Raw genomic sequence first — 18,252 nt, forward strand, 5'->3', positions numbered from 1 at the left:
CTCACGCGGCGAGCTTGGGATAGCGCGGCGCCAGCCGCGAGATGACGAACGCGCCGATCGCGCACGCGACCAGGGCGATCAGGCTGGCCTTGGTCAGGCCGACCCAGTTCGGCCACAGGCCGTGCATGAGGATGCCGCGCGCGGCGTCCATCAGCACCGCGATCGGGTTCAGCGCGAGGATCTCGCGCAGCGGCGAGGGCACGTTGGAGAGCATGAACACCACGCCCGACAGGTACATCACCACGTTCAGCACCTGCTCGATGACGAAGCGCAGGTCCGGCAACAGCGGCACCACCGCGCCGATCACGAAGCCGACGCCGGCCGACAGCAGCAGGATCGCCACGAACAGCGGCAGCAGGCCGAAGTAGGCGAGGTTCGGCGGATAGCCGGCGAACCACAGGATCAGCAGCAGCACGGCGAAGATGTAGAAGAACTTCACCGTGTCCGACAGCATCGCCACGATCGGGAACACCAGCGGCGGCAGGCGCACCTGGCGCACCAGGTTCAGGTTGCTCCAGATCGCGTGGCCGCCGTGGATCATGCACGACTTCATCCACTGCCACAGCGTCACGCCGATCAGCAGCGACGGCAGGTAGTCCGGCCCGCCGGCGCGCAGGATCACATGGATCAGCAGCCACCACACGGCCATCTGCATGGCCGGGTCGAGCACCCACCAGGCCAGGCCGAGATAGCTGCGCGCGCGCTCGGCGCGCAGTTCCGCGTAGGTGCTGAAGAGGACCAGTTCGATCAGATGTTGACGCATGGGCGAAGCGGAAGGGAAAACCTTGCGAGGATACCGGATTCCGCCGCTCACGCCGCGCAGAGGCGGTCGAGCGCGGGACCGGCGAAGGCGAGGAACAGCAGCAGGCCAGCCAGCGCCGCGCCGAGGACCAGGCGCGGCGGCGTCAGCGCGATCGCGTCGAAGCGCCGCGCGCAGGCGCGCGCGCGCAGGGCCGCCAGGAAGCTACCGGCAAAGCCGCACAGGAACGGCAGCAGCGGCAGCAGGAAGCGCGCCTTGACGTGGATCAGCGCGAACAGCGCGAGCTGGTAGGCGACGAACAGGGCGGCCACCAGCGCCAGTCGGTCCGGCCGGCGCCGCCAGCCGGCGAGGCCGAACGCGGCAGCGGCGAGGATCAGCGCATGGAAGGCGTCGCTGGCGAGAGTCAACGTGCGCGTCAGCCACGGCGGCGTGCTGTAGACCGACAGGTGCCCGGCGCAGGCCGGCCCCGGCAGCTGCGACAGCAGCGGCGTCTTCGCGCTGAACAGGCGGAAATACTGGCGTCCGAGCTGGTCGGCCACGACCGCCGCGGCGCCGCGCTCGGCGAGCAGCGCGCGGATCTTTTCCAGGTAGACCGCGTTGCGTTCCTGCGGCGTGGCGCCGCTGTCGAGGAAGGCCGGCAGGGTCGCACCGCCCATGTCGAGCACGTAGTCGCTGCGCCAGCGGTCGGTCAGGCCAACCCAGAGGTTGTACACCGAGCTGTCGGCGATCATCGGCCGGCCGTACTCGCGCCAGCCGTGCCACAGCGCCGGCGCGGTGACGAGGCCGAGGCCGACCACGAACAGCGCGGCCGGCCGCCAGACCAGCCAGGGACGTTCGCGGCGCAGGAACACGATCAGGAACGCCGGCCAGAACGCCGACAGCAGGCTCTTGGCCAGGATCGCAAGGCCCACGCAGGCGCCGGCGGCGAGGGCGCGCAGGCCCGACGCGGCGCGCGCGAGCAGGCAGAACGCCGCCAGCAGCAGGGTCAGGTGCGGGATTTCCGGCCACAGCCAGTGCGAATAGGCCGCGATCGACGGGTTCAGCAGGAACAGCGCCGCCGCCGTGTTCGCCGCGGCGACGCTGCCGCCGAGCGTGCGCCACAGGTCGCGCAGCAGGGCGCCGCAGAGGACGAACAGCGCGGTCTGCGCGAGCTGCACGGCGAGCACGTGCACGCCGGCGAGCGCGTAGACGGCCGCCAGCAGCAGCGGCTGCAGCGGCGGCCAGATCGTGCTCGGCATCCACGCTCCGCCGGCGAGGATCGCAAGCGCGAAGTCGTGGTAGGCGTTTTCGTCGCCGATCAGCCGCTTCGCGCCCCAGGCGTACCAGGCGCTCCACAGCAGCGCCTGGGAAACGGCGAACAGAACGATGAAAGCCGCCGCCGCGGCGCGCCGGTTGCGCCGGCGCAGCGCCGGAAGCGCGGCCGCGACGTTCATCGCGGCGCGGCGGTCATTCCTTCGCCGGCGCGACCGGCTGCGGCGCCGGGCTGCCGACGGCGCGGCGCTTGGCCGGCGCCTTGAACACCGGCGAGATCTTCTCCTTCGATCCGTCGGTGTTGGTCTGCTCGATGTAGTACCAGTATTCCTTGCACGGATCGATCGTGTCGTCGCGGAACTCGTACTTGTGCGTCTCGTCCGAGGTGCCGGCGCCGAGGATCGGTTCCTTCGTCAGCTTGGCGAACTCGCCCTTCTCCGAGTCGCCGCGCCACACGTCGAAGCCGAAATTGTTCTGCTCGCTGGCGGTGGACCAGCGCGCGGTGTTGAAGGCGCGCTGGTCGGCCGCGACCTTCGACTGGTCGCCGCACTCGCCTTCCGGGATCTCCTTGACCGGAGCGGCGGCTTCGGCCGGCTTCGGCGCCTCGGCGGCGGGCGCGGCGGCCGGCACGTTTGCCGCGGGCGCCGGCGGAGCCTTCGGCGCGACCGGTTCCGACGGCGGCGGACTGCAGGCGGCCAGGGCGACGGCCAGGGCGGTGGCCAGGGAGATCGGGACGAGCGGGCGCATGCGGACTCCGGCGTTTCGCGACAGGTCGGCAACGATAGTCGTCCGGTACCGGCGCTGGCAACCGGCGCGGCGCGCCCTGCCGCGCCGGCGCGGTTTCGCATCCGCGCGCCGGCCCGCCATAATGCGCGACCGCCCGCAGGGCGAAGCTCCACAGACGGGATGGGAACGCGTGAGTCCGGATCGGCAGGATGACTACCTCGAGCGCGTCAAGGCCGAAATCCGCCTTGAAGCGGACGCCGCGCGCACGCGCGCGCCGCTGCCGCGCCGCGACCCGCCGCCGCGCCGGCCGCGTTCGACGCAGGGCGACGGCATCGAGCGCGAGCGTCTGGACTACTCGATCGCCGAACTGAGCGGGCCGCACTACATCGCCTTCGTCGACCACGTGTTCCGCGCGGTCCTGAAGCGCCAGCCCGACGACGCCGGCTCGACCATGCAGATCCGCCTGCTCGCCGCCGGTGCGCCGAAGGCCGAGGTGATCGGCAATCTGCGCTGGTCGCCGGAAGGCCGCCGCATCGGCACGCGCATCCGCGGCCTGCTGCCGCGCTACGTGCTGGCCAAGCTGGCGCGCCTGCCGGTGATCGGCTATGCGCTGCAATGGGGCATCGCGTTCGCCGGGCTGCCGGTGCTGCTGCGCCACCAGCGCGCCGCCGACACCTCGGTTGCCGCCGGCTTCAACACGATCGCCGACGCGCAGCGCGACGCCGGGCACCGGCTGGACGAGGTGCAGGCCACACTCAGGACCGAACACGACCGGCGCAGCGACGAGCTGCGCGGCGAGATCCGCCGCCTGCAGCTGCGCGTGGACGATCTCGAACGGCGCGCGCACGAGTTCCAATTGCGCGCGGACTCGCTGGAAGGCCGCACCGGCGCCGCCGCGCACGAACTGGGCGAGCTGCGCCAGTACGTGCACGCGGCGAACCACTGGATCGCCTCGCTGCAGCGCAGCCTCGGCGATCTGGAGGAAGGCGCCGCCGCCGAGCGCGACAGCGCCGACGCGTTCGCCGCGTCGCTGCCGGAAGACGAAGGCGTCGCCGCCGCACGCCGCGAGCGCCATCGCGCGTGGAGTGCGGCGCTGGCCGAACGCCTGCCGCAGGCCGCGTCGGTGCTCGACCTGGGCAGCGGCGACGGCGCCTGGCCGGAGGCGCTGGCCGAACGTGGCTTCGACGCCGTCGGCGTCGAGGCGAACGCGCACCTGGTCGCACGCGCGAAGGCCGGCCGCGTCGCGCAGGGCGATCCGGCAGCGGCGCTTGCGCGCTGCGCCGATGCCGGCCTCGACGCCATCAGCGTCAGCGCGAGCGTGCTCGCCGCGGACCCGGCCGCCACCGTCGAGCTGCTCGGACACGCGCGCCGCGCGCTCAAGCCTTCCGGCTGGCTGGCCCTGCGCTGCGAGCGCGAGCCGCACCGGCTCGCCGCCGTCGACGGCGATGCGACGCGCTGGAGCGCGTGGCTCGCGGCGACCGGCTTCCAGACGCCGGCCATCGTGCGCGACGGCGACGCGGCGATCGTCCTCGCCCGGCGCGGCGCAGGCGGCCCCTGATGAGGATCGGCTGATGAGGATCGCGATGCTGGTGCCGGGGCTGGCGCCGCACGACGCGGTCAGCAACGACACGCTCGGCATGACGCGCGCGCTGCGTGCGCAAGGGCACGAGGTGGCGCTGTTCGCGCCGCACGCATGCGGCGTCGACGAGACGATCCGCGCACCGGCCGAGGTGGAGGCCTGGGCGCAGTCCGCGGACGACGTCATCGTCTATCACTACTGCGTCGGCTGGGACTTCCCGCTGGCGCTGTTCGGCCGCACGCGTGCGCGCCGCGTGCTGCGCTACCACAACATCACGCCGCCGGAATTCTTCACCGAGTGGGCCGAAGGCTACGTCGCCGCCTGCGCCGAAGGGCGCGGCCAGCTCGATCCCTACGCGGCGATGAACTGCGAGCTGTACCTGGGCTGCTCGCCGTACAACCTCGAGGATTTCCTGTCGCGCGGGGTCGATCCCGCGCGCTGCGCGCTGCTGCCGCCGTTCCACCAGGTCGAACAGCTGCGCTCCCTCGCCCCCGACGACCGGCGCCTGCCGCGCGGCGAGCCGCTGCTGCTGATGGTCGGACGGCTGGCGCCGAACAAGGCGCACTTCGACCTCGTCGACGCGCTCGCCGCGCTGCGCGCGATGGGCGCCGGCTCGGCCCATCTGCTCTCCGCCGGCAAGCTCGATCCGAATCTCTCGCGCTATGGCGAGGCGCTGGAAGATCACATCCAGCGCCGCGACACGCAGGACGCGGTGACGCTGATGCAGGACGCCAACGGCGCCGAGCTGCGCGCTGCGTTCGAGCGCGCCGACGCGCTGCTGATGCTGAGCCGGCACGAAGGCTTCTGCGTGCCGCTGATCGAGGCGATGGCGCTCGGCACGCCGGTGATCGCGCGCGCGACGAGCGCGATCCCGTGGACGCTCGGCGACGCCGGCCTGCTGTGGGACGGCGCCGACCCGCACGTGATCGCCGCCGCCGTGCAGCGTCTGTCCGGCGACGCGGAACTGCGCGAACACCTGCGCGCCGCCGGCAAGGCGCGCTACGCCTCGACGTTCGCACCGGCGGTGCTCGAGCGCGGCCTGGCCGAGGCGATGACCCGGGTAGCGCGCCGATGAAGGCCGCCCTGCTGCTGCCGGTGCTGGCGGGCAAGGATGCGGTCGGCAACGACACGCTGGCGATGGCCGCGCTGCTGCGCGAGCGCGGCCTGGAGACGCGCGTGTTCTGCGACGTCGCGCACGGCGTGGCCGAGACCACCTACTCGCCGGACACGCTGCTCGACTTCGCCGGCGGTCCCGACGACCTCGTCATCTACCACTTCTCGGTCGGCTGGCCGCAGGCGACCGAACTGGTCGCGCGCGCGCGCGGCTACCGCGTCGTGCGCTACCACAACATCACGCCGCCGGAATTCTTCGCCGGCACCTCGCGCCTCTACGAAAGCGCCTGCGCCAAGGGACGCGAGGAGATTCCCGCCGTCGCGCGGCTCGGCTGCGAGCGCTATCTGGGCGCCTCGCGCTACAACCTCGACGAGCTGATCGCCTGCGGCGCGCCGGCCGATCGCGGCGCCGTGGTCGCACCGTTCCATCGCGTGGAGCAACTGCTGCGCGCCGAGGCCGACCTCGACCTGCTCGACGAACTCAACGACGGCACGCGCAACCTGCTGATGGTCGGACGCATCGCGCCGAACAAGAACCACCTCGCGCTGATCGACGCGTTCGCCGCCTACGTCGACGCCTACGGCGATCCCACGCGCCTGCTCGTCGTCGGCAAGTCCGATCCGGGCCTGGACGCCTACAACCAGGCGATCCGCGCGCGCATCGACGAACACCGTCTCGGCGACCGCGTGTGGTGGCTGGAATCGCTGAGCGAGGCGCAGCTGAAGGCGGCCTATCTGGCCAGCCACGCGTTCCTGACGATGAGCCGCCACGAGGGCTTCTGCGTGCCGCTGATCGAGGCGATGGCGCTCGGCGTGCCGGTGCTGGCACACGCCTCGAGCGCGATCCCGGAGACGATCGGCGACGGCGGCGTGCTCTGGAGCGAGGAGGATCCGTGGCTGTTCGCGGCCAGCCTCGCGCGGCTCGCCGATGACGCGCACTTCCGCAACGACCTGCGCGATACGGCGCGACGCCGCTACGAGACGGAGTTCGCGCCGCACGTGCTGCGCGAGCGCTTCCTCGCCGCGCTGGAGCCGCTGTCGTGAAGCGCGTCGCCATCGTCGTGCCGCGCTGTCACGAATCGCTGGTCGGCGGCGCCGAAGCGCTGGGCTGGCAGTACGCGACCCTGCTGGCGGACGAGTACGCGGTCGACGTGCTGACCACCACCGCGAGCGACTACGTCAGCTGGGCGAACGACCTGCCCGAAGGCGTGGAACGCCGTGACGGCGTCGCGATCCACCGCTTCCGCGTCGCGCGCGGCCGCGACGGCTACTTCCACGACCTGCATCGCCGCCTGCTGGCGCATTTCGCCGCGCGCGCGGACGCGAGCGACGGACGCGTCGCGTGGCCCGAGGCGCTGCAGGAGGAATTCATCCGCTCGCAGGGGCCGGTGTGCCCGGACCTGATCGCGCATCTGGCGCGGGCCGGCGACGACTACGCCGCGGTGATCTTCCTGACGTACCTGTATCCGACCACCTACGACGGCGCGCGCGCGCTGCCGCACCGGCGCTGGGCGATCGTGCCGACCCTGCACGACGAGCCCGCCGGGCATTTCGGCGTGTTCGCGCAGATGGCGCGGCACACGCCGCGCCTGCTCTGGAACACGCCGGCCGAACGCCGCCTCGGCGCGAGGCTGTGGAACGTCGACGCCGGCAATCTCGTCGCCATGACCGTGGCGACGCAAACGGTGGCGCCGGCGCGCGAGTCGACGCCGTACCTGCTCTACAGCGGCCGCATCGACACGCACAAGGGCTGCGCGATGCTGCTCGACGCGTTCGGCAGCTACAGCCGCGAACGGCCGTCCGACCTGCGCCTGCTGCTGACCGGCGCCGACAAGCTCGGCGTGCAGCAGTCCGAGCACGTGCGCTATCTCGGCTTCGTCAGCGACGAGCGCAAGCTGGCCCTGATGGCGGGCGCGCTCGCCTTCGTGCATCCCTCGCCGTACGAGAGCCTGAGCATCGTCGCACTCGAGGCGATGGCACAGGGCACGCCGATCGTGGTCAACGGCGAGTGCGAAACCCTCGCCGACCACGTCGAGGCCAGCGGCAGCGGCTTCGTGTTCCGCGGCGAAGCCGGACTGCACGCGGCGATCGACGCCGTGCGCGCGCTCGACGCGCCCGCGCGCGCCGAGCAGGCGCGACGCGCGCGGGCCTACGTGCTCGACCACTACAGCCGCGAGCAGGTGCGCGCACGGCTGATCGCGGAAATCGAGGCGCTGGCGGCAAACTGAGCCGGCCGCGTGCCCGGCTGTCGCGCGGACGAAGCTGCCCTCTCGCAGAGACACGCAGTCCGCAGAGGACAGACGAAAGCCCGGCTTTTTTCTCCGCGACCTCTGCGCCTCTGCGAGAACCGTCTTTCTCGGCCGCTCTCGCGACCCAGAGATTCAGCGCGCCGCCAGACGCATCGAGAAGCGCGCACCGCCGAGGTTGGGCGAGTGGTCGACGACCAGCTCGCCGCGATAGGCCTTGAGGATGTCCTGCACGATGGCCAGGCCGATGCCGTGGCCCTGCACGCGTTCGTCGCCGCGCACGCCGCGCTGCAGCAGATGCTCGATCTTGTCGTCCGGGATGCCGGGACCGTCGTCTTCCACCATCACCACCAGGCCGGCGCGCTTTCCGGCCGCGGCCGGCTGCGGCTGCGCGGTCAGCAACACGCGGCGCCGCGCCCACTTGAACGCGTTCTCGAGCAGGTTGCCGAGCAGCTCGAGCAGGTCGCCCTGGTCGCCGTGGAAACGCGCGCCCGGATCGATGTCGAATTCGCACAGGATCGATTTCGACGCGTAGACCTTCTCCAGGCTGCGCACGACCTCTTCCGCGTACGGCTCCAGCGGCAGCGGCGCGGCGAAGGTCTGGTGGCCGGACGTCGCCGCGCGAGAGAGCTGGTAGGCGACGATCTCGTCCATGCGCCCGACCTGCTCGAGCACCGTCCAGCGCAGGTCCTTGCCGTCGGCTCCGGTCTCCAGCTGGCTGCGCATGACGGCCAGCGGCGTCTTCAGGCTGTGCGCGAGGTCGGACAGGGTGTTGCGATAGCGCTTGACGCGCTCGCGCTCGGCCTCGATGAAGTTGTTGATGTTCGCGGTCAGGCCCGACAGCTCGATCGGATAGTCGCGGTCGAGCTGTTCCTGCGCGCCGTGCTCGACGCGGCGAAGATCGCCGGCGACGCGGCGCAGCGGCGACAGGCTCCAGCGCAGCACGCCGAGCAGCAGCAGCAGCAGGACCACGCCGAGCGAGCCCAGCCACGTCGCCAGCGTGCGGCGATAGACGTCGACTTGGCGCTGCAGGGCGCGGCTGTCTTCGGCGATGTGGAAGGTCACGTGCAGTTCGTTCTTCGCGCCGGCGTTCCACACCACGCCCTGCGACAGCACGAACAGGCTGCCTTCGGACGTCGCCACCGGACCGCGGAAGCGGATCTCGCCCGGATCGAGCTCGTCGGAGAACGGCAGTTCGCGTCCGGCCGCCGAGGCCGAGCGCCATTCCTTTTCCTTCGCGCCGACGACCTTGCCGCCGACGATGCCGGCGTACAGGCCGGTCGCGGTCGGCTGGTCGAAGCGCGAATCGGGCCCGACGTCCGGCGGAATCAGCGCGCCGGCGCGATTGGGATCGGAACTGGCCAGATAGGTGTACAGGTAGCCCTGCAGGCGCTCGCGCAGGCCGCTCTCGGCCGCCAGATAGAACGCGTTGTCGAGCGCGAAGAACGCCAGCGCAAGGAAGGCGGCCAGTACCAGACCGGCCGCCGCCAGCGAGCGCGCCTGCAGCGAAAGCGGACGCGCCATGCGCGCTTGCCCCCTCTCAGGCTTCGGTCTTGGCTTCTTCGACCGGCGTGTCGCTGCGTTCGAGCGCGAAGCGGTAGCCGCGGCCGCGCACGGTCTCGATCGGCTTGATCGCGTTGTCCGGATCGAGCTTGCGGCGCAGGCGTCCGATGAACACCTCCAGCACGTTCGAATCGCGATCGAAATCCTGCTGGTAGATGTGCTCGGTGAGATCGGCCTTCGACACCAGCTCGCCGGCGTGCAGCATCAGGTACTCGAGCACCTTGTACTCGTAGCTGGTCAGGTCGACCGTGCCGCCGTTGACGGCGACCGTCTGCGCGGTCGTGTCGAGCACCACCGGACCGCATTCGAGCGTCGGCCGCGACCAGCCGCTGGCGCGGCGCACGAGCGCATTGAGACGCGCCAGCAGTTCCTCGACGTGGAACGGCTTGACCAGGTAGTCGTCGGCGCCGTTCTTCAGGCCCTGCACCTTGTCCTGCCAGCTCGAGCGCGCCGTGAGGATCAGGATCGGATAGCGCTGGCCCGCTTCGCGCAGCTGCTTGACCAGGTCCATGCCCGAGAGCTTGGGCAGGCCCAGATCGATGATCGCGACGTCGAACGGCACTTCGCGGCCCAGGTACAGGCCTTCCTCGCCGTCACCGGCGGCGTCGACCGCGAAGCCGTCGCGCTTGAGCCGCGCGGCCAGGGTTTCGCGCAACGGGGCTTCGTCTTCCACCAGCAATACGCGCATGTCGTTCTCCGTAGGATGTTGCGTCCAGTTCGCGCCGGGCCGGCGTCATTGCTCCGCAGGCACTTGGATGACACGCACCTGACCGTCGCGCGTCAGGATCTTGACGCGGTAGACCTTGCGCTTGCCGACGTTCAAGGTCTGCACCGACAGCACCTTGCCGTCGGCCTGCCGCTGCGCCTGCGCCACCGCCTCCTGCACGCTGACTTCGCGCGCGACGACGGGTGCGGACCCGATGGCCGCGCACGACAGCATCAGGAAGAGCACCAGCAGGCTTGTTCCGCGTCGGGCTTGCATCGTCCTCATCTTAGCCGGCATGCCAGTCCACGCAAAAGCGTAGCGACGCGGCAGTCTCGGCAGATTCCATTGAATTGCGGCTGAATTTCGCGCGCCGGTTCCGGCCTCAGTCGCCGGCGAGCGCAGCGCGCAGCGGCGCCAGGCGTTCGCCGTAGCGCGCCGCGCGTGCGGTGTCGCGATACAGCGGCTGCTGCACCTGCGCCGCGCTGGCGCTGCGCACGTCGCGCCGCACGGTGTGGAAGTCCACGCAGCCGCGCTCGAACGGCAGGCCGCAGAATTCCAGCAGGGCACGGATTTCCGCCTCCGGCGCGGCGAGCAGCGCCTCGTGAGGCTGTACGCGCACGTGCTGCGGGTGGCGCAACTCCCAGAGCCGGCTCAGGCGATCGTAGGCACGCCAGCAGGCACCCAGGTCGGCGAAGTCGTAGGCGTACGTCGCGCGGCCCGGTGCGAACAGCTGCTTGTAGCAAGACCAGCAGGTCTCGAGCGGATCGCGGCGGCAGTCGACGATCTTCGCGCCCGGCAGCATCGCGCGGATCGCGCCGACGAACGTCCAGTTGTCCGGCAGCTTGTCGGTCGAACGCGGCCGGCGCGCGCGCCAGCGCGCCGTGCGCGCGAGATAGTCGCGGCCCAGGCGCTCCCAGTCGGCCGCCGTCGCCTGTGCCGCCCAGTGCGGAAACGGCCGGCCGCGCCGTCGCGACTCCTGCGCGAGGACGATCGGCAGGTCGGGCAATTCGCTGGCGCCTTCGACGAGCGAATGCGCAGCAAGGATCTGCTCGACCAGGGTGGTGCCCGAGCGCGGCATGCCGAGCACGAAGACGACGTCCTCGCCCAATGCCGCCGGGGCCTGCGGCGGCGGCGCGTCGAAAGCCAGGCGGATCGCCTCGATCTCGCGGCCGAAAGCGTCGGCGCTCCAGTCGAGCCGGCGCCGCGCGAGCGCATTCGCGCGTGCGAACGCCGACAGCGCGTCGTCGTAGCGCGCGGCGTCCTCGCAGACCTTGCCCAGCGCGAAGGCGAGCGCCGAACGTGCCTCGTCGCCGAGCGTCGCGTCGCCGGCAAGGCGTTCGAGCGCGGCGGTTTCGTCCGCGTCGAGCCGCACCGTCTTCAGGTCGACCAGGCTGAACCAGGCCTGGTAGGCGCGCGGCCCGCCCTGCCCGACCAGCGTGCGGTATTCGGCGGCGGTTTCGTCGATGTGCCCCTGCGCCTGCAGGCTGCGCGCGACCAGCAGCCGCGCCAGCGCATGCGTGGGCGCATGCGCCAGCGCGCGGCGACCGCAGGCGAGCGCTGGCGCGTGCAGGCCGTGGCGATCGAACTGCCGGCCGAGGCGGAACAGGGTGTCGGCCTCGGCGGGCGCGAGGCGCTCCGCGCGACGCAGCAGGGCCTGCGCCTCGTCCGCGTCGCCGAGGTCGAGCCTGACCTCGGCCAGCTGGACCAGAATCGAGACGTCGTCCGGCTGCCCCTCGAGCGCGCGGCGGTAGATCGCCTCGGCCTGCGCACGACGGCCGCGGCGCTGTTCGAGCAAGCCGTGCAGACGCAGGGTTTCCAGATGCGAGGGTGCCGATGCGAGCGCCGCGGCCAGGGCGCGTTCGGCGCCGTCGGGGTCGCCGCGACGCAGACGCTGCGCCGCCTCCTGCAACGATGCGACGACAGGCGGCGCCAGCCCGCGCAGGCGTTCGGCGGGGCCGGGCGCAAGGCGACTGGCGGAGTTCATCGCGCGGAAGGCCCCGTCTTCGGCGGAAACCGCGCGAGCTTAGCAAAGCGCCGGCGCGGGGGAAGCCGCGCCGGCGCGGACGCCGGACTCAGTGGTCGTAGGCCGACTCGCCGTGCGAGACGATGTCCAGGCCTTCGCGCTCCTGCTCCTCGCTGACGCGCAGGCCGACGAGCAGGTCGGCGACCTTGTAGGCGATGACGGCGACGACCGCGGTCCAGACGATCGTGAGGCCGACCGCCTTGGCCTGGATCAGCAGCTGCGTGCCGATGCCGGGATAGCCGACGGTGCCGGTGACCCAGTCGGTGACGAGGCCGGGGCCGCCGAGCGCGGGGGCGTTGAAGATGCCGGTCAGCAGCGCGCCGCTGATGCCGCCGAGCGCGTGCACGCCGAACACGTCGAGCGAGTCGTCGGCCTTGAGCAGGCGCTTCAGCCCGGTCACGCCCCACAGGCAGATCACGCCGGCGGCGAGGCCGATCGCGAACGCGCCGGGAATGCCGACGTTGCCGGCCGCCGGCGTGATCGCGACGAGGCCGGCGACCGCACCCGACGCGGCGCCGAGCATCGACGGCTTGCCCTTGAGCAGCCACTCGGCGAAGGTCCACGACAGCACCGCGCAGGCGGTCGCCAGATAGGTGTTGAGGAACGCGAGCGCGGCCGAGGCGTTCGCCTCCAGCGCGGAGCCGGCGTTGAAGCCGAACCAGCCGAACCACAGCAGCGACGCGCCGATCATGGTCATGGTCAGGCTGTGCGGGCGCAGCGCCTCGCGGCCGTAGCCGATGCGCTTGCCGACCAGGAACGCGCCGATCAGTCCGGCCACGCCGGCGTTGATGTGCACGACCGTGCCGCCGGCGAAATCGAGCGCGCCCCACTGCCAGATCAGACCGGCGGTGGCGTTGAGGGCTTCGACCTTGCCGGCATCGGTGTAGGCGTCCGGCCCCGGCCAGAACCAGACCATGTGCGCGATCGGCAGATAGCTGAAGGTGAACCAGATCAGCATGAAGATTAGCACCGCGGAGAAGCGGATGCGCTCGACCAGCGAGCCGAGGATCAGGCAGCAGGTGATCGCGGCGAACGTGGCCTGGAACGCGACGAACACCAGTTCGTACATCGGCGTGCCCTTGGAGAACGTGCCGGCCAGCGCGAACGTGCCGGCGGCGGGATCGAAGGTGCCGTGCAGGAACAGGCGCGAGAAGCTGCCGAAGAACGCGTTGCCCTCGGTGAAGGCCAGGCTGTAGCCGTAGACGCACCACAGCACGCTGATCAGCGAGAACACGACGAACACCTGCATCAGCACCGACAGCATGTTCTTGCTGCGCACCAGGCCGCCGTAGAACAGCGCCAGCGCGGGCACGCTCATCAGCAGCACGAGTGCGGTCGAGGTCAGCATCCAGGCGGTGTCGCCCTTGTTCGGCACCGCCGCGGGCGCGCCCTGGGCGAAGGCGAGCGAGGGCAGCAGTTCGCAGGTGGCGAAGACGGTGAAGAGGAACAGTCGGTTTCTCATGGCTTTCCTCCTCAGAGCGCGTCGTCGCCGATCTCGCCGGTGCGGATGCGCGCGGCGTGATCGATGGGGGTCACGAAGATCTTGCCGTCGCCGACCTTGTCGGTACGCGCCGCGTCGGCGATCGCTTCGACGGTCGCCTCGACGCGGCCGTCGGGCACGGCGGTCTCGATCTTGATCTTGGGGACGAAGTCGACGACGTACTCGGCGCCGCGGTACAGCTCGGTGTGGCCCTTCTGGCGGCCGTAGCCCTTGACCTCGGTGACGGTGATGCCGGTGACGCCGGCCTGCGACAGCGCATCGCGCACGTCGTCGAGCTTGAACGGCCGGATGATTGCGGTGATCAGCTTCATGCCACTCTCCTGATGCGTCGATGGGTTCAGAACGTCTTGCCCAGGCTCAGCACGCCGGTGCGGCGGCCGAGATATTCGCGGTAGCCGTTCGTGTAGAGCAGCTCGTCGGCGTTGGTGTCGCAGTAGGCGAGCGCGACGGCGATGCCGTTGGCGAAGTTGCGGGTCACGCCGAGCTTCCAGTCGGTGTAGTTCGCGGCGCCGGAATGCTCGACGCGCTGGTGGCCGACGTGGGCGTTGATCACCCAGCCGGGCGAGAACTCCCAGTTGGCGGAGAGATCGAGGTAGTCGCTGTGCTTGGAATCGGCGAACCCGAACAGGTTCGTGAACGCGTGCGAATACTTCAGCGACAGGAACGACCAGCCGACGCCGACGTAGCCCTCGACGGTGTGCGGGCGCGTGAAGCCGTGCGGGTAGTCGCCGGAGTAGTAGTAGCCGTAGACGCCGAGGTCGAGCTTCCAGTCGGCGTCCAGCGGAATGCGCCAGCCGGCGTAGAGGTCGAGCTCGACGCTGTTGGAGACGTCCTCGCCGAGCTTGGAATAGTCCGACAGCCAGCTGACGTTGCTGCCCCAGGCGCCGACGTACCAGCTGCTCGCGCTGCCGTATTCGACGCCGCCCTGCAGGGCCGGCTCCTGGCCGGTCTGGGACAGGCCGCGAAACAGATAGTCGCTGACGATACCGAGGTTGCCGCTCAGGACCGGGCCGCTCGAAGCGGCATCGTCGGCCTGCACGGGAGAGGACAGCGCGAACGCGAACAGGATCATGGGGCGTGAACGGCCTTTCATGCGGGTTCTCCGGATCGGGACGGATGGCCGCGCCGCCGCTGCCGCGACGCGTACGGTCGCCTCCTGCGCATGGTTCCTGGGGCTGTGTCGCCCCTTCGTTGCCGCTTCCCGCGGTCGGCGCCCGCAACCGGCGCCCCTCCCGTTCGCCGCGATCCGTTCGCGGCGGATGTCCGGATGTTCGATGACGGTGTCTGTTCTTTTCTCCTCGCCCCGCCCTGCCGGAGCGCGGCCACGAATGATCCAATCAACTAACGCATTAGTTGATTGGCCGCAGCGGCCGGGCCGCTGCCGGATGAATCCCGCCGCATGCGCAAACGCAGCGGCGGGTCCGCTGCCGCGCTCCGCGGACGGAGCGCGGCAGGGGCGATCAGATCGCGTAGTACATCTGGTACTCGAGCGGGTGCGTCGCCGCGCGGAAGCGCGTGACTTCCTGCATCTTCAGGTCGATGTAGCCGTCGATGAAGTCGTCGCTGAACACGCCGCCGGCCTTCAGGAACGCGCGATCCTTGTCCAGCGCGTCGAGCGCCTGGTCGAGCGAGTGGCACACGGTCGGGATGTTCTTCTCTTCCTCCGGCGGCAGGTCGTACAGGTCCTTGTCCGCCGGCGCGCCCGGGTCGATCTTGTTCAGGATGCCGTCGAGGCCGGCCATCATCAGTGCGCTGAAGGTCAGGTAGCCGGTGTTGACCGGATCGGGGAAACGCACCTCGATGCGGCGCGCCTTCGGGCTGTGCACGAACGGAATGCGGCAGCTGGCCGAGCGGTTGCGCGCCGAGTAGGCGAGCATCACCGGCGCCTCGAAGCCGGGCACCAGGCGCTTGTAGCTGTTGGTCGAGGAATTGGCGAAGGCGTTGATCGCGCGCGCGTGCTTGAAGATGCCGCCGATGTAGTACAGCGCGGTCTGCGACAGGCCGCCGTAGAGGTCGCCGGCGAACAGGTTCTGGCCGTTCTTGGCCAGCGACTGGTGCACGTGCATGCCCGAACCGTTGTCGCCGACGATCGGCTTCGGCATGAAGGTCGCGGTCTTGCCGTTGCGGTGCGCGACGTTCTTGATCACGTACTTCATCGTGATCAGCTCGTCGGCCTTCTTCACCAGCGTGTTGAAGCGCGTGCCGATCTCGCACTGGCCCGCGTTCGCCACTTCGTGATGGTGCACCTCGACGACCTGGCCGAGCTCCTCGAGCACCTTGCACATCTCGCCGCGCAGGTCCTGGAAGGTGTCCACCGGCGGCACCGGGAAGTAGCCGCCCTTGACGCCGCCGCGGTGGCCGGAATTGCCGCCCTCGAACGACTTGCCGGACGACCACGCGGCTTCTTCCGAGCCGATCTCGTAGAACACGTGCCCCATGTCGTTGCGGTAGCGCACCGAGTCGAAGATGAAGAATTCCGGCTCCGGTCCGAAGTAGGCGGTGTCGGCGATGCCGGTCGACTTCAGGTACGCTTCGGCGCGCTTGGCGACCGAGCGCGGATCGCGCGCATAGGCCTGCATCGTGCTCGGCTCGAGCACGTCGCACTGCAGAAGCAGGGTCTTGTCGGCCGTGAAGGGATCGACGATGGCGGTGTCCGGATCGGGCAGCAGGACCATGTCGGATTCGTTGATGCCCTTCCAGCCGGCGATCGACGAGCCGTCGAACATCTTGCCGTCCTCGAACAGCGACTCGTCGACCGAGTGCGCGGGGAACGTCACGTGATGCTGCTTGCCGAGCATGTCGGCGAAGCGCAGATCGACGAACTCGACGTCGTTATCCTTGATCAGTTTCAACACGTTCTGGGCGGACATGACGATCTCGAAGCGGTAGGTGCCGCGGATACAGCAATGCCTGTGCCAACCCGGAATTCCCCATCTTCTCCAATGAAATCAATACACTGACCTGCAGGATCGGGCATCGATAGCACCAATATGGTGCGATTTTCCCCGGTTTTGCACCAGATTGTTCCCGTCTCCCGTTCGCTCTTCCCCGGACCGCCATGAACGACATCCTGATTCCCGCGCTGCTCGGCCTGATCGAGGGCATCACCGAATTCCTGCCGATCTCGAGCACGGGCCACCTGCTGATCGCCGAACACTGGCTCGGCAGACGCTCGGATGTGTTCAACGTCGTGATCCAGGCCGGAGCGATCCTCGCCGTGGTGCTGATCTATCGCGAACGGCTGTGGCGGCTGGCCACCGGATTCGCCCAGGCCGAGAACCGCGACTACGCGCTGAAGCTGATGACCGCGTTCCTGATCACCGGCGTGCTCGGCTTTCTCGCCACGCGGCTGGGCTTCAAGCTGCCGGAGTCGATCGTCCCGGTGGCCTGGGCGCTGATCGTCGGCGGCCTGTGGATGATCGCAGCCGAATGGTTCGCCGCGAAGCAGCCCGATCGCAGCGCCATCACCTGGCGCGTGGCGGTGCTGGTCGGCCTGGCGCAGGTCGTCGCGGCGATCTTTCCCGGTACCTCGCGGTCAGCGGCGACCATCTTCGTCGCCCTGCTCGCCGGCACCAGCAACCGCGCGGCGGCGACCGAATTCGCTTTCCTGGTCGGCATCCCGACCATGTTCGCCGCAAGCGGCTACGAGCTGCTGAAGTCGATGAAGAACGGCAGCAGCGCGCACGAGGACTGGAGTGCGCTGGCGATCGCGTTCGCCGTTTCGCTGATCACGGCGTTCGTCGCGGTGAAGTGGCTGCTCGGCTACATCCGCACGCACCGCTTCACGCCGTTCGCGATCTACCGCATCGTGTTCGGCGTCGCGCTGCTGCTGATGCTGCCGGCGGCGGCCTGAGACGCGCGACCGCGCGAACGGGCCGCGGCGCTAGACGTCGCCGTCCTGCGCCCAGCCTTCGCCGCTGCCGCGCTGGAACACGCGATCGCTCGCCAGCACGTCGCCGGCCGGCACCGATTCCTGCGCGGCGAGTTCGGCGTACAGCGGCGTGAAGTCGGGCCGCGTCGCGTCGATCAGCTGGTCGAAGCTGTCGATCACGAAGTAGGTCTTCTGGTAGGTGTCGATGCGGTAACGCGTGCGCATGATGCGCGCCAGATCGAAGCCGATGCGGTTCGGCGCCGCCGATTCGAGGCAGTGGATCGACTCGCCCTTCGACGACACGATGCCGGATCCGTAGATGCGCAAGGCGCCGTCCTGCCGGATCAGGCCGAACTCGACCGTGTACCAGTACAGCCGGGTCAGGTTGACCAGCGCCTGCGCGCCGATGCCGTGCGCCTTCACGCCACCGCGGCCGTAGGCCTGCATGTAGTCGGCGAAGACCGGATTGAGCAGCAGCGGCACGTGGCCGAACAGGTCGTGGAACAGGTCCGGTTCGGCGATGTAGTCGATCTGCTCGGGCTTGCGGATCCACCAGGTGACCGGAAAGCGCCGGTTCGCCAGATGGTCGAAGAAGGTCAGCTCGGGCAGCAGACCTTCCACGCCCACGAGTTCCCAGCCGGTCGCCTTCGCCAGCACCGCGTTGAGCTCGTCGAACCGCGGGATCGCGTCGGGCGTCATGCCGAAGCGCTGCTGGTTCTCGATGAATTCGCGGCAGGCACGGCCCTTGAGCACCTCGCGCTGACGCTCGAACAGGGTCGCCCAGGTTTCGTGGTCCGTCCGCGAATAGCTCGACCACGGCTGCTCGACGACGGCCGTGGTGTAGACCGGCACGTAGCCCTTGTCGGTCTGCTGATGTTCGACGCGGCGGGGAGCGCTGGCGTTCATGGCACGT

The 18,252-nt window shown here is 70.0% G+C and carries 17 protein-coding genes; 5 read left to right on the top strand and 12 right to left on the bottom strand.

Annotated features, from left to right (window positions below; all coding sequences use genetic code 11):
* Position 1 precedes the first annotated feature (1 nt).
* The 3 genes from ACFO6Q_RS00770 to ACFO6Q_RS00780 are packed head-to-tail and all read right to left on the bottom strand — an operon-like array spanning position 2 to position 2,758.
* Complete coding sequence (locus tag ACFO6Q_RS00770) at positions 2–763, bottom strand: ABC transporter permease (RefSeq protein WP_380018567.1); 762 nt, start codon at positions 761–763, stop codon at positions 2–4.
* Between the two features lie 47 nt (positions 764–810).
* The gene (locus ACFO6Q_RS00775) at positions 811–2,193 is read right to left on the bottom strand and encodes a glycosyltransferase family 39 protein (RefSeq protein ID WP_380018568.1); all 1,383 of its coding nucleotides are present in this window, start codon (positions 2,191–2,193) and stop codon (positions 811–813) included.
* Between the two features lie 13 nt (positions 2,194–2,206).
* On the bottom strand, positions 2,207–2,758 hold the full coding sequence (locus tag ACFO6Q_RS00780; RefSeq protein ID WP_380018569.1) for a hypothetical protein: 552 nt from the start codon (positions 2,756–2,758) through the stop codon (positions 2,207–2,209).
* Between the two features lie 169 nt (positions 2,759–2,927).
* Here ACFO6Q_RS00780 and ACFO6Q_RS00785 point away from each other — a divergent pair, with 169 nt between their 5' ends.
* From ACFO6Q_RS00785 to ACFO6Q_RS00800, 4 genes are read left to right on the top strand one after another with little or no spacing between them, the layout of a single operon-like run.
* Positions 2,928–4,295, top strand: a complete 1,368-nt coding sequence (locus ACFO6Q_RS00785) for a methyltransferase domain-containing protein (protein ID WP_380018570.1) — start codon at positions 2,928–2,930, stop codon at positions 4,293–4,295.
* 13 nt (positions 4,296–4,308) lie between these two features.
* The gene (locus ACFO6Q_RS00790; RefSeq protein ID WP_380018571.1) at positions 4,309–5,391 is read left to right on the top strand and encodes a glycosyltransferase family 4 protein; all 1,083 of its coding nucleotides are present in this window, start codon (positions 4,309–4,311) and stop codon (positions 5,389–5,391) included.
* Positions 5,388–6,473 carry a glycosyltransferase gene (locus tag ACFO6Q_RS00795; protein ID WP_380018572.1) on the top strand — a complete coding sequence of 362 codons (1,086 nt, stop codon included), beginning with the start codon at positions 5,388–5,390 and terminating at the stop codon, positions 6,471–6,473. The genes ACFO6Q_RS00790 and ACFO6Q_RS00795 overlap by 4 nt, the downstream gene beginning before the upstream one ends.
* Positions 6,470–7,657 (top strand): glycosyltransferase, encoded by a 1,188-nt coding sequence (locus ACFO6Q_RS00800; protein WP_380018573.1) that lies wholly within the window; start codon positions 6,470–6,472, stop codon positions 7,655–7,657. Before ACFO6Q_RS00795 ends, ACFO6Q_RS00800 begins: the two co-directional genes overlap by 4 nt.
* A 153-nt stretch (positions 7,658–7,810) precedes the next feature.
* On the opposite strand, the gene ACFO6Q_RS00805 is transcribed toward ACFO6Q_RS00800, so the two are convergent.
* The 8 genes from ACFO6Q_RS00805 to glnA all read right to left on the bottom strand — a co-directional run bounded on the left by ACFO6Q_RS00805 (position 7,811) and on the right by glnA (position 16,338).
* On the bottom strand, positions 7,811–9,199 hold the full coding sequence (locus ACFO6Q_RS00805; RefSeq protein ID WP_380018574.1) for an ATP-binding protein: 1,389 nt from the start codon (positions 9,197–9,199) through the stop codon (positions 7,811–7,813).
* 16 nt (positions 9,200–9,215) lie between these two features.
* Positions 9,216–9,926, bottom strand: a complete 711-nt coding sequence (locus ACFO6Q_RS00810) for a response regulator transcription factor (protein WP_380018575.1) — start codon at positions 9,924–9,926, stop codon at positions 9,216–9,218.
* A gap of 45 nt (positions 9,927–9,971) precedes the next feature.
* Positions 9,972–10,220, bottom strand: a complete 249-nt coding sequence (locus ACFO6Q_RS00815) for a PepSY domain-containing protein (RefSeq protein WP_380018576.1) — start codon at positions 10,218–10,220, stop codon at positions 9,972–9,974.
* 106 nt (positions 10,221–10,326) lie between these two features.
* Positions 10,327–11,928: a tetratricopeptide repeat-containing sulfotransferase family protein gene (locus ACFO6Q_RS00820; protein ID WP_380018577.1), complete on the bottom strand. Its 1,602-nt coding sequence runs from the start codon at positions 11,926–11,928 to the stop codon at positions 10,327–10,329.
* An 88-nt stretch (positions 11,929–12,016) separates the two neighbouring features.
* Positions 12,017–13,429: an ammonium transporter gene (amt, locus tag ACFO6Q_RS00825; RefSeq protein WP_380018578.1), complete on the bottom strand. Its 1,413-nt coding sequence runs from the start codon at positions 13,427–13,429 to the stop codon at positions 12,017–12,019.
* Between the two features lie 11 nt (positions 13,430–13,440).
* The gene (locus ACFO6Q_RS00830) at positions 13,441–13,779 is read right to left on the bottom strand and encodes a P-II family nitrogen regulator (protein WP_380018579.1); all 339 of its coding nucleotides are present in this window, start codon (positions 13,777–13,779) and stop codon (positions 13,441–13,443) included.
* A gap of 26 nt (positions 13,780–13,805) precedes the next feature.
* Entirely contained in the window at positions 13,806–14,561 is a 756-nt protein-coding gene (locus tag ACFO6Q_RS00835; protein WP_380018580.1) for a TorF family putative porin, read from the bottom strand.
* Between the two features lie 367 nt (positions 14,562–14,928).
* Complete coding sequence (gene glnA, locus ACFO6Q_RS00840) at positions 14,929–16,338, bottom strand: type I glutamate--ammonia ligase (RefSeq protein WP_380018581.1); 1,410 nt, start codon at positions 16,336–16,338, stop codon at positions 14,929–14,931.
* 188 nt (positions 16,339–16,526) lie between these two features.
* On the opposite strand from glnA, the gene ACFO6Q_RS00845 reads away from it, so the two are divergent.
* On the top strand, positions 16,527–17,321 hold the full coding sequence (locus tag ACFO6Q_RS00845; protein WP_380018582.1) for an undecaprenyl-diphosphate phosphatase: 795 nt from the start codon (positions 16,527–16,529) through the stop codon (positions 17,319–17,321).
* A gap of 30 nt (positions 17,322–17,351) precedes the next feature.
* Here ACFO6Q_RS00845 and phhA read toward each other — a convergent pair whose 3' ends face one another.
* Positions 17,352–18,245: a phenylalanine 4-monooxygenase gene (phhA, locus tag ACFO6Q_RS00850; RefSeq protein WP_380018583.1), complete on the bottom strand. Its 894-nt coding sequence runs from the start codon at positions 18,243–18,245 to the stop codon at positions 17,352–17,354.
* Positions 18,246–18,252 lie beyond the last annotated feature (7 nt).

Source organism: Dokdonella ginsengisoli (assembly GCF_042652785.1).
GTDB lineage: Bacteria > Pseudomonadota > Gammaproteobacteria > Xanthomonadales > Rhodanobacteraceae > Dokdonella_A > Dokdonella_A ginsengisoli.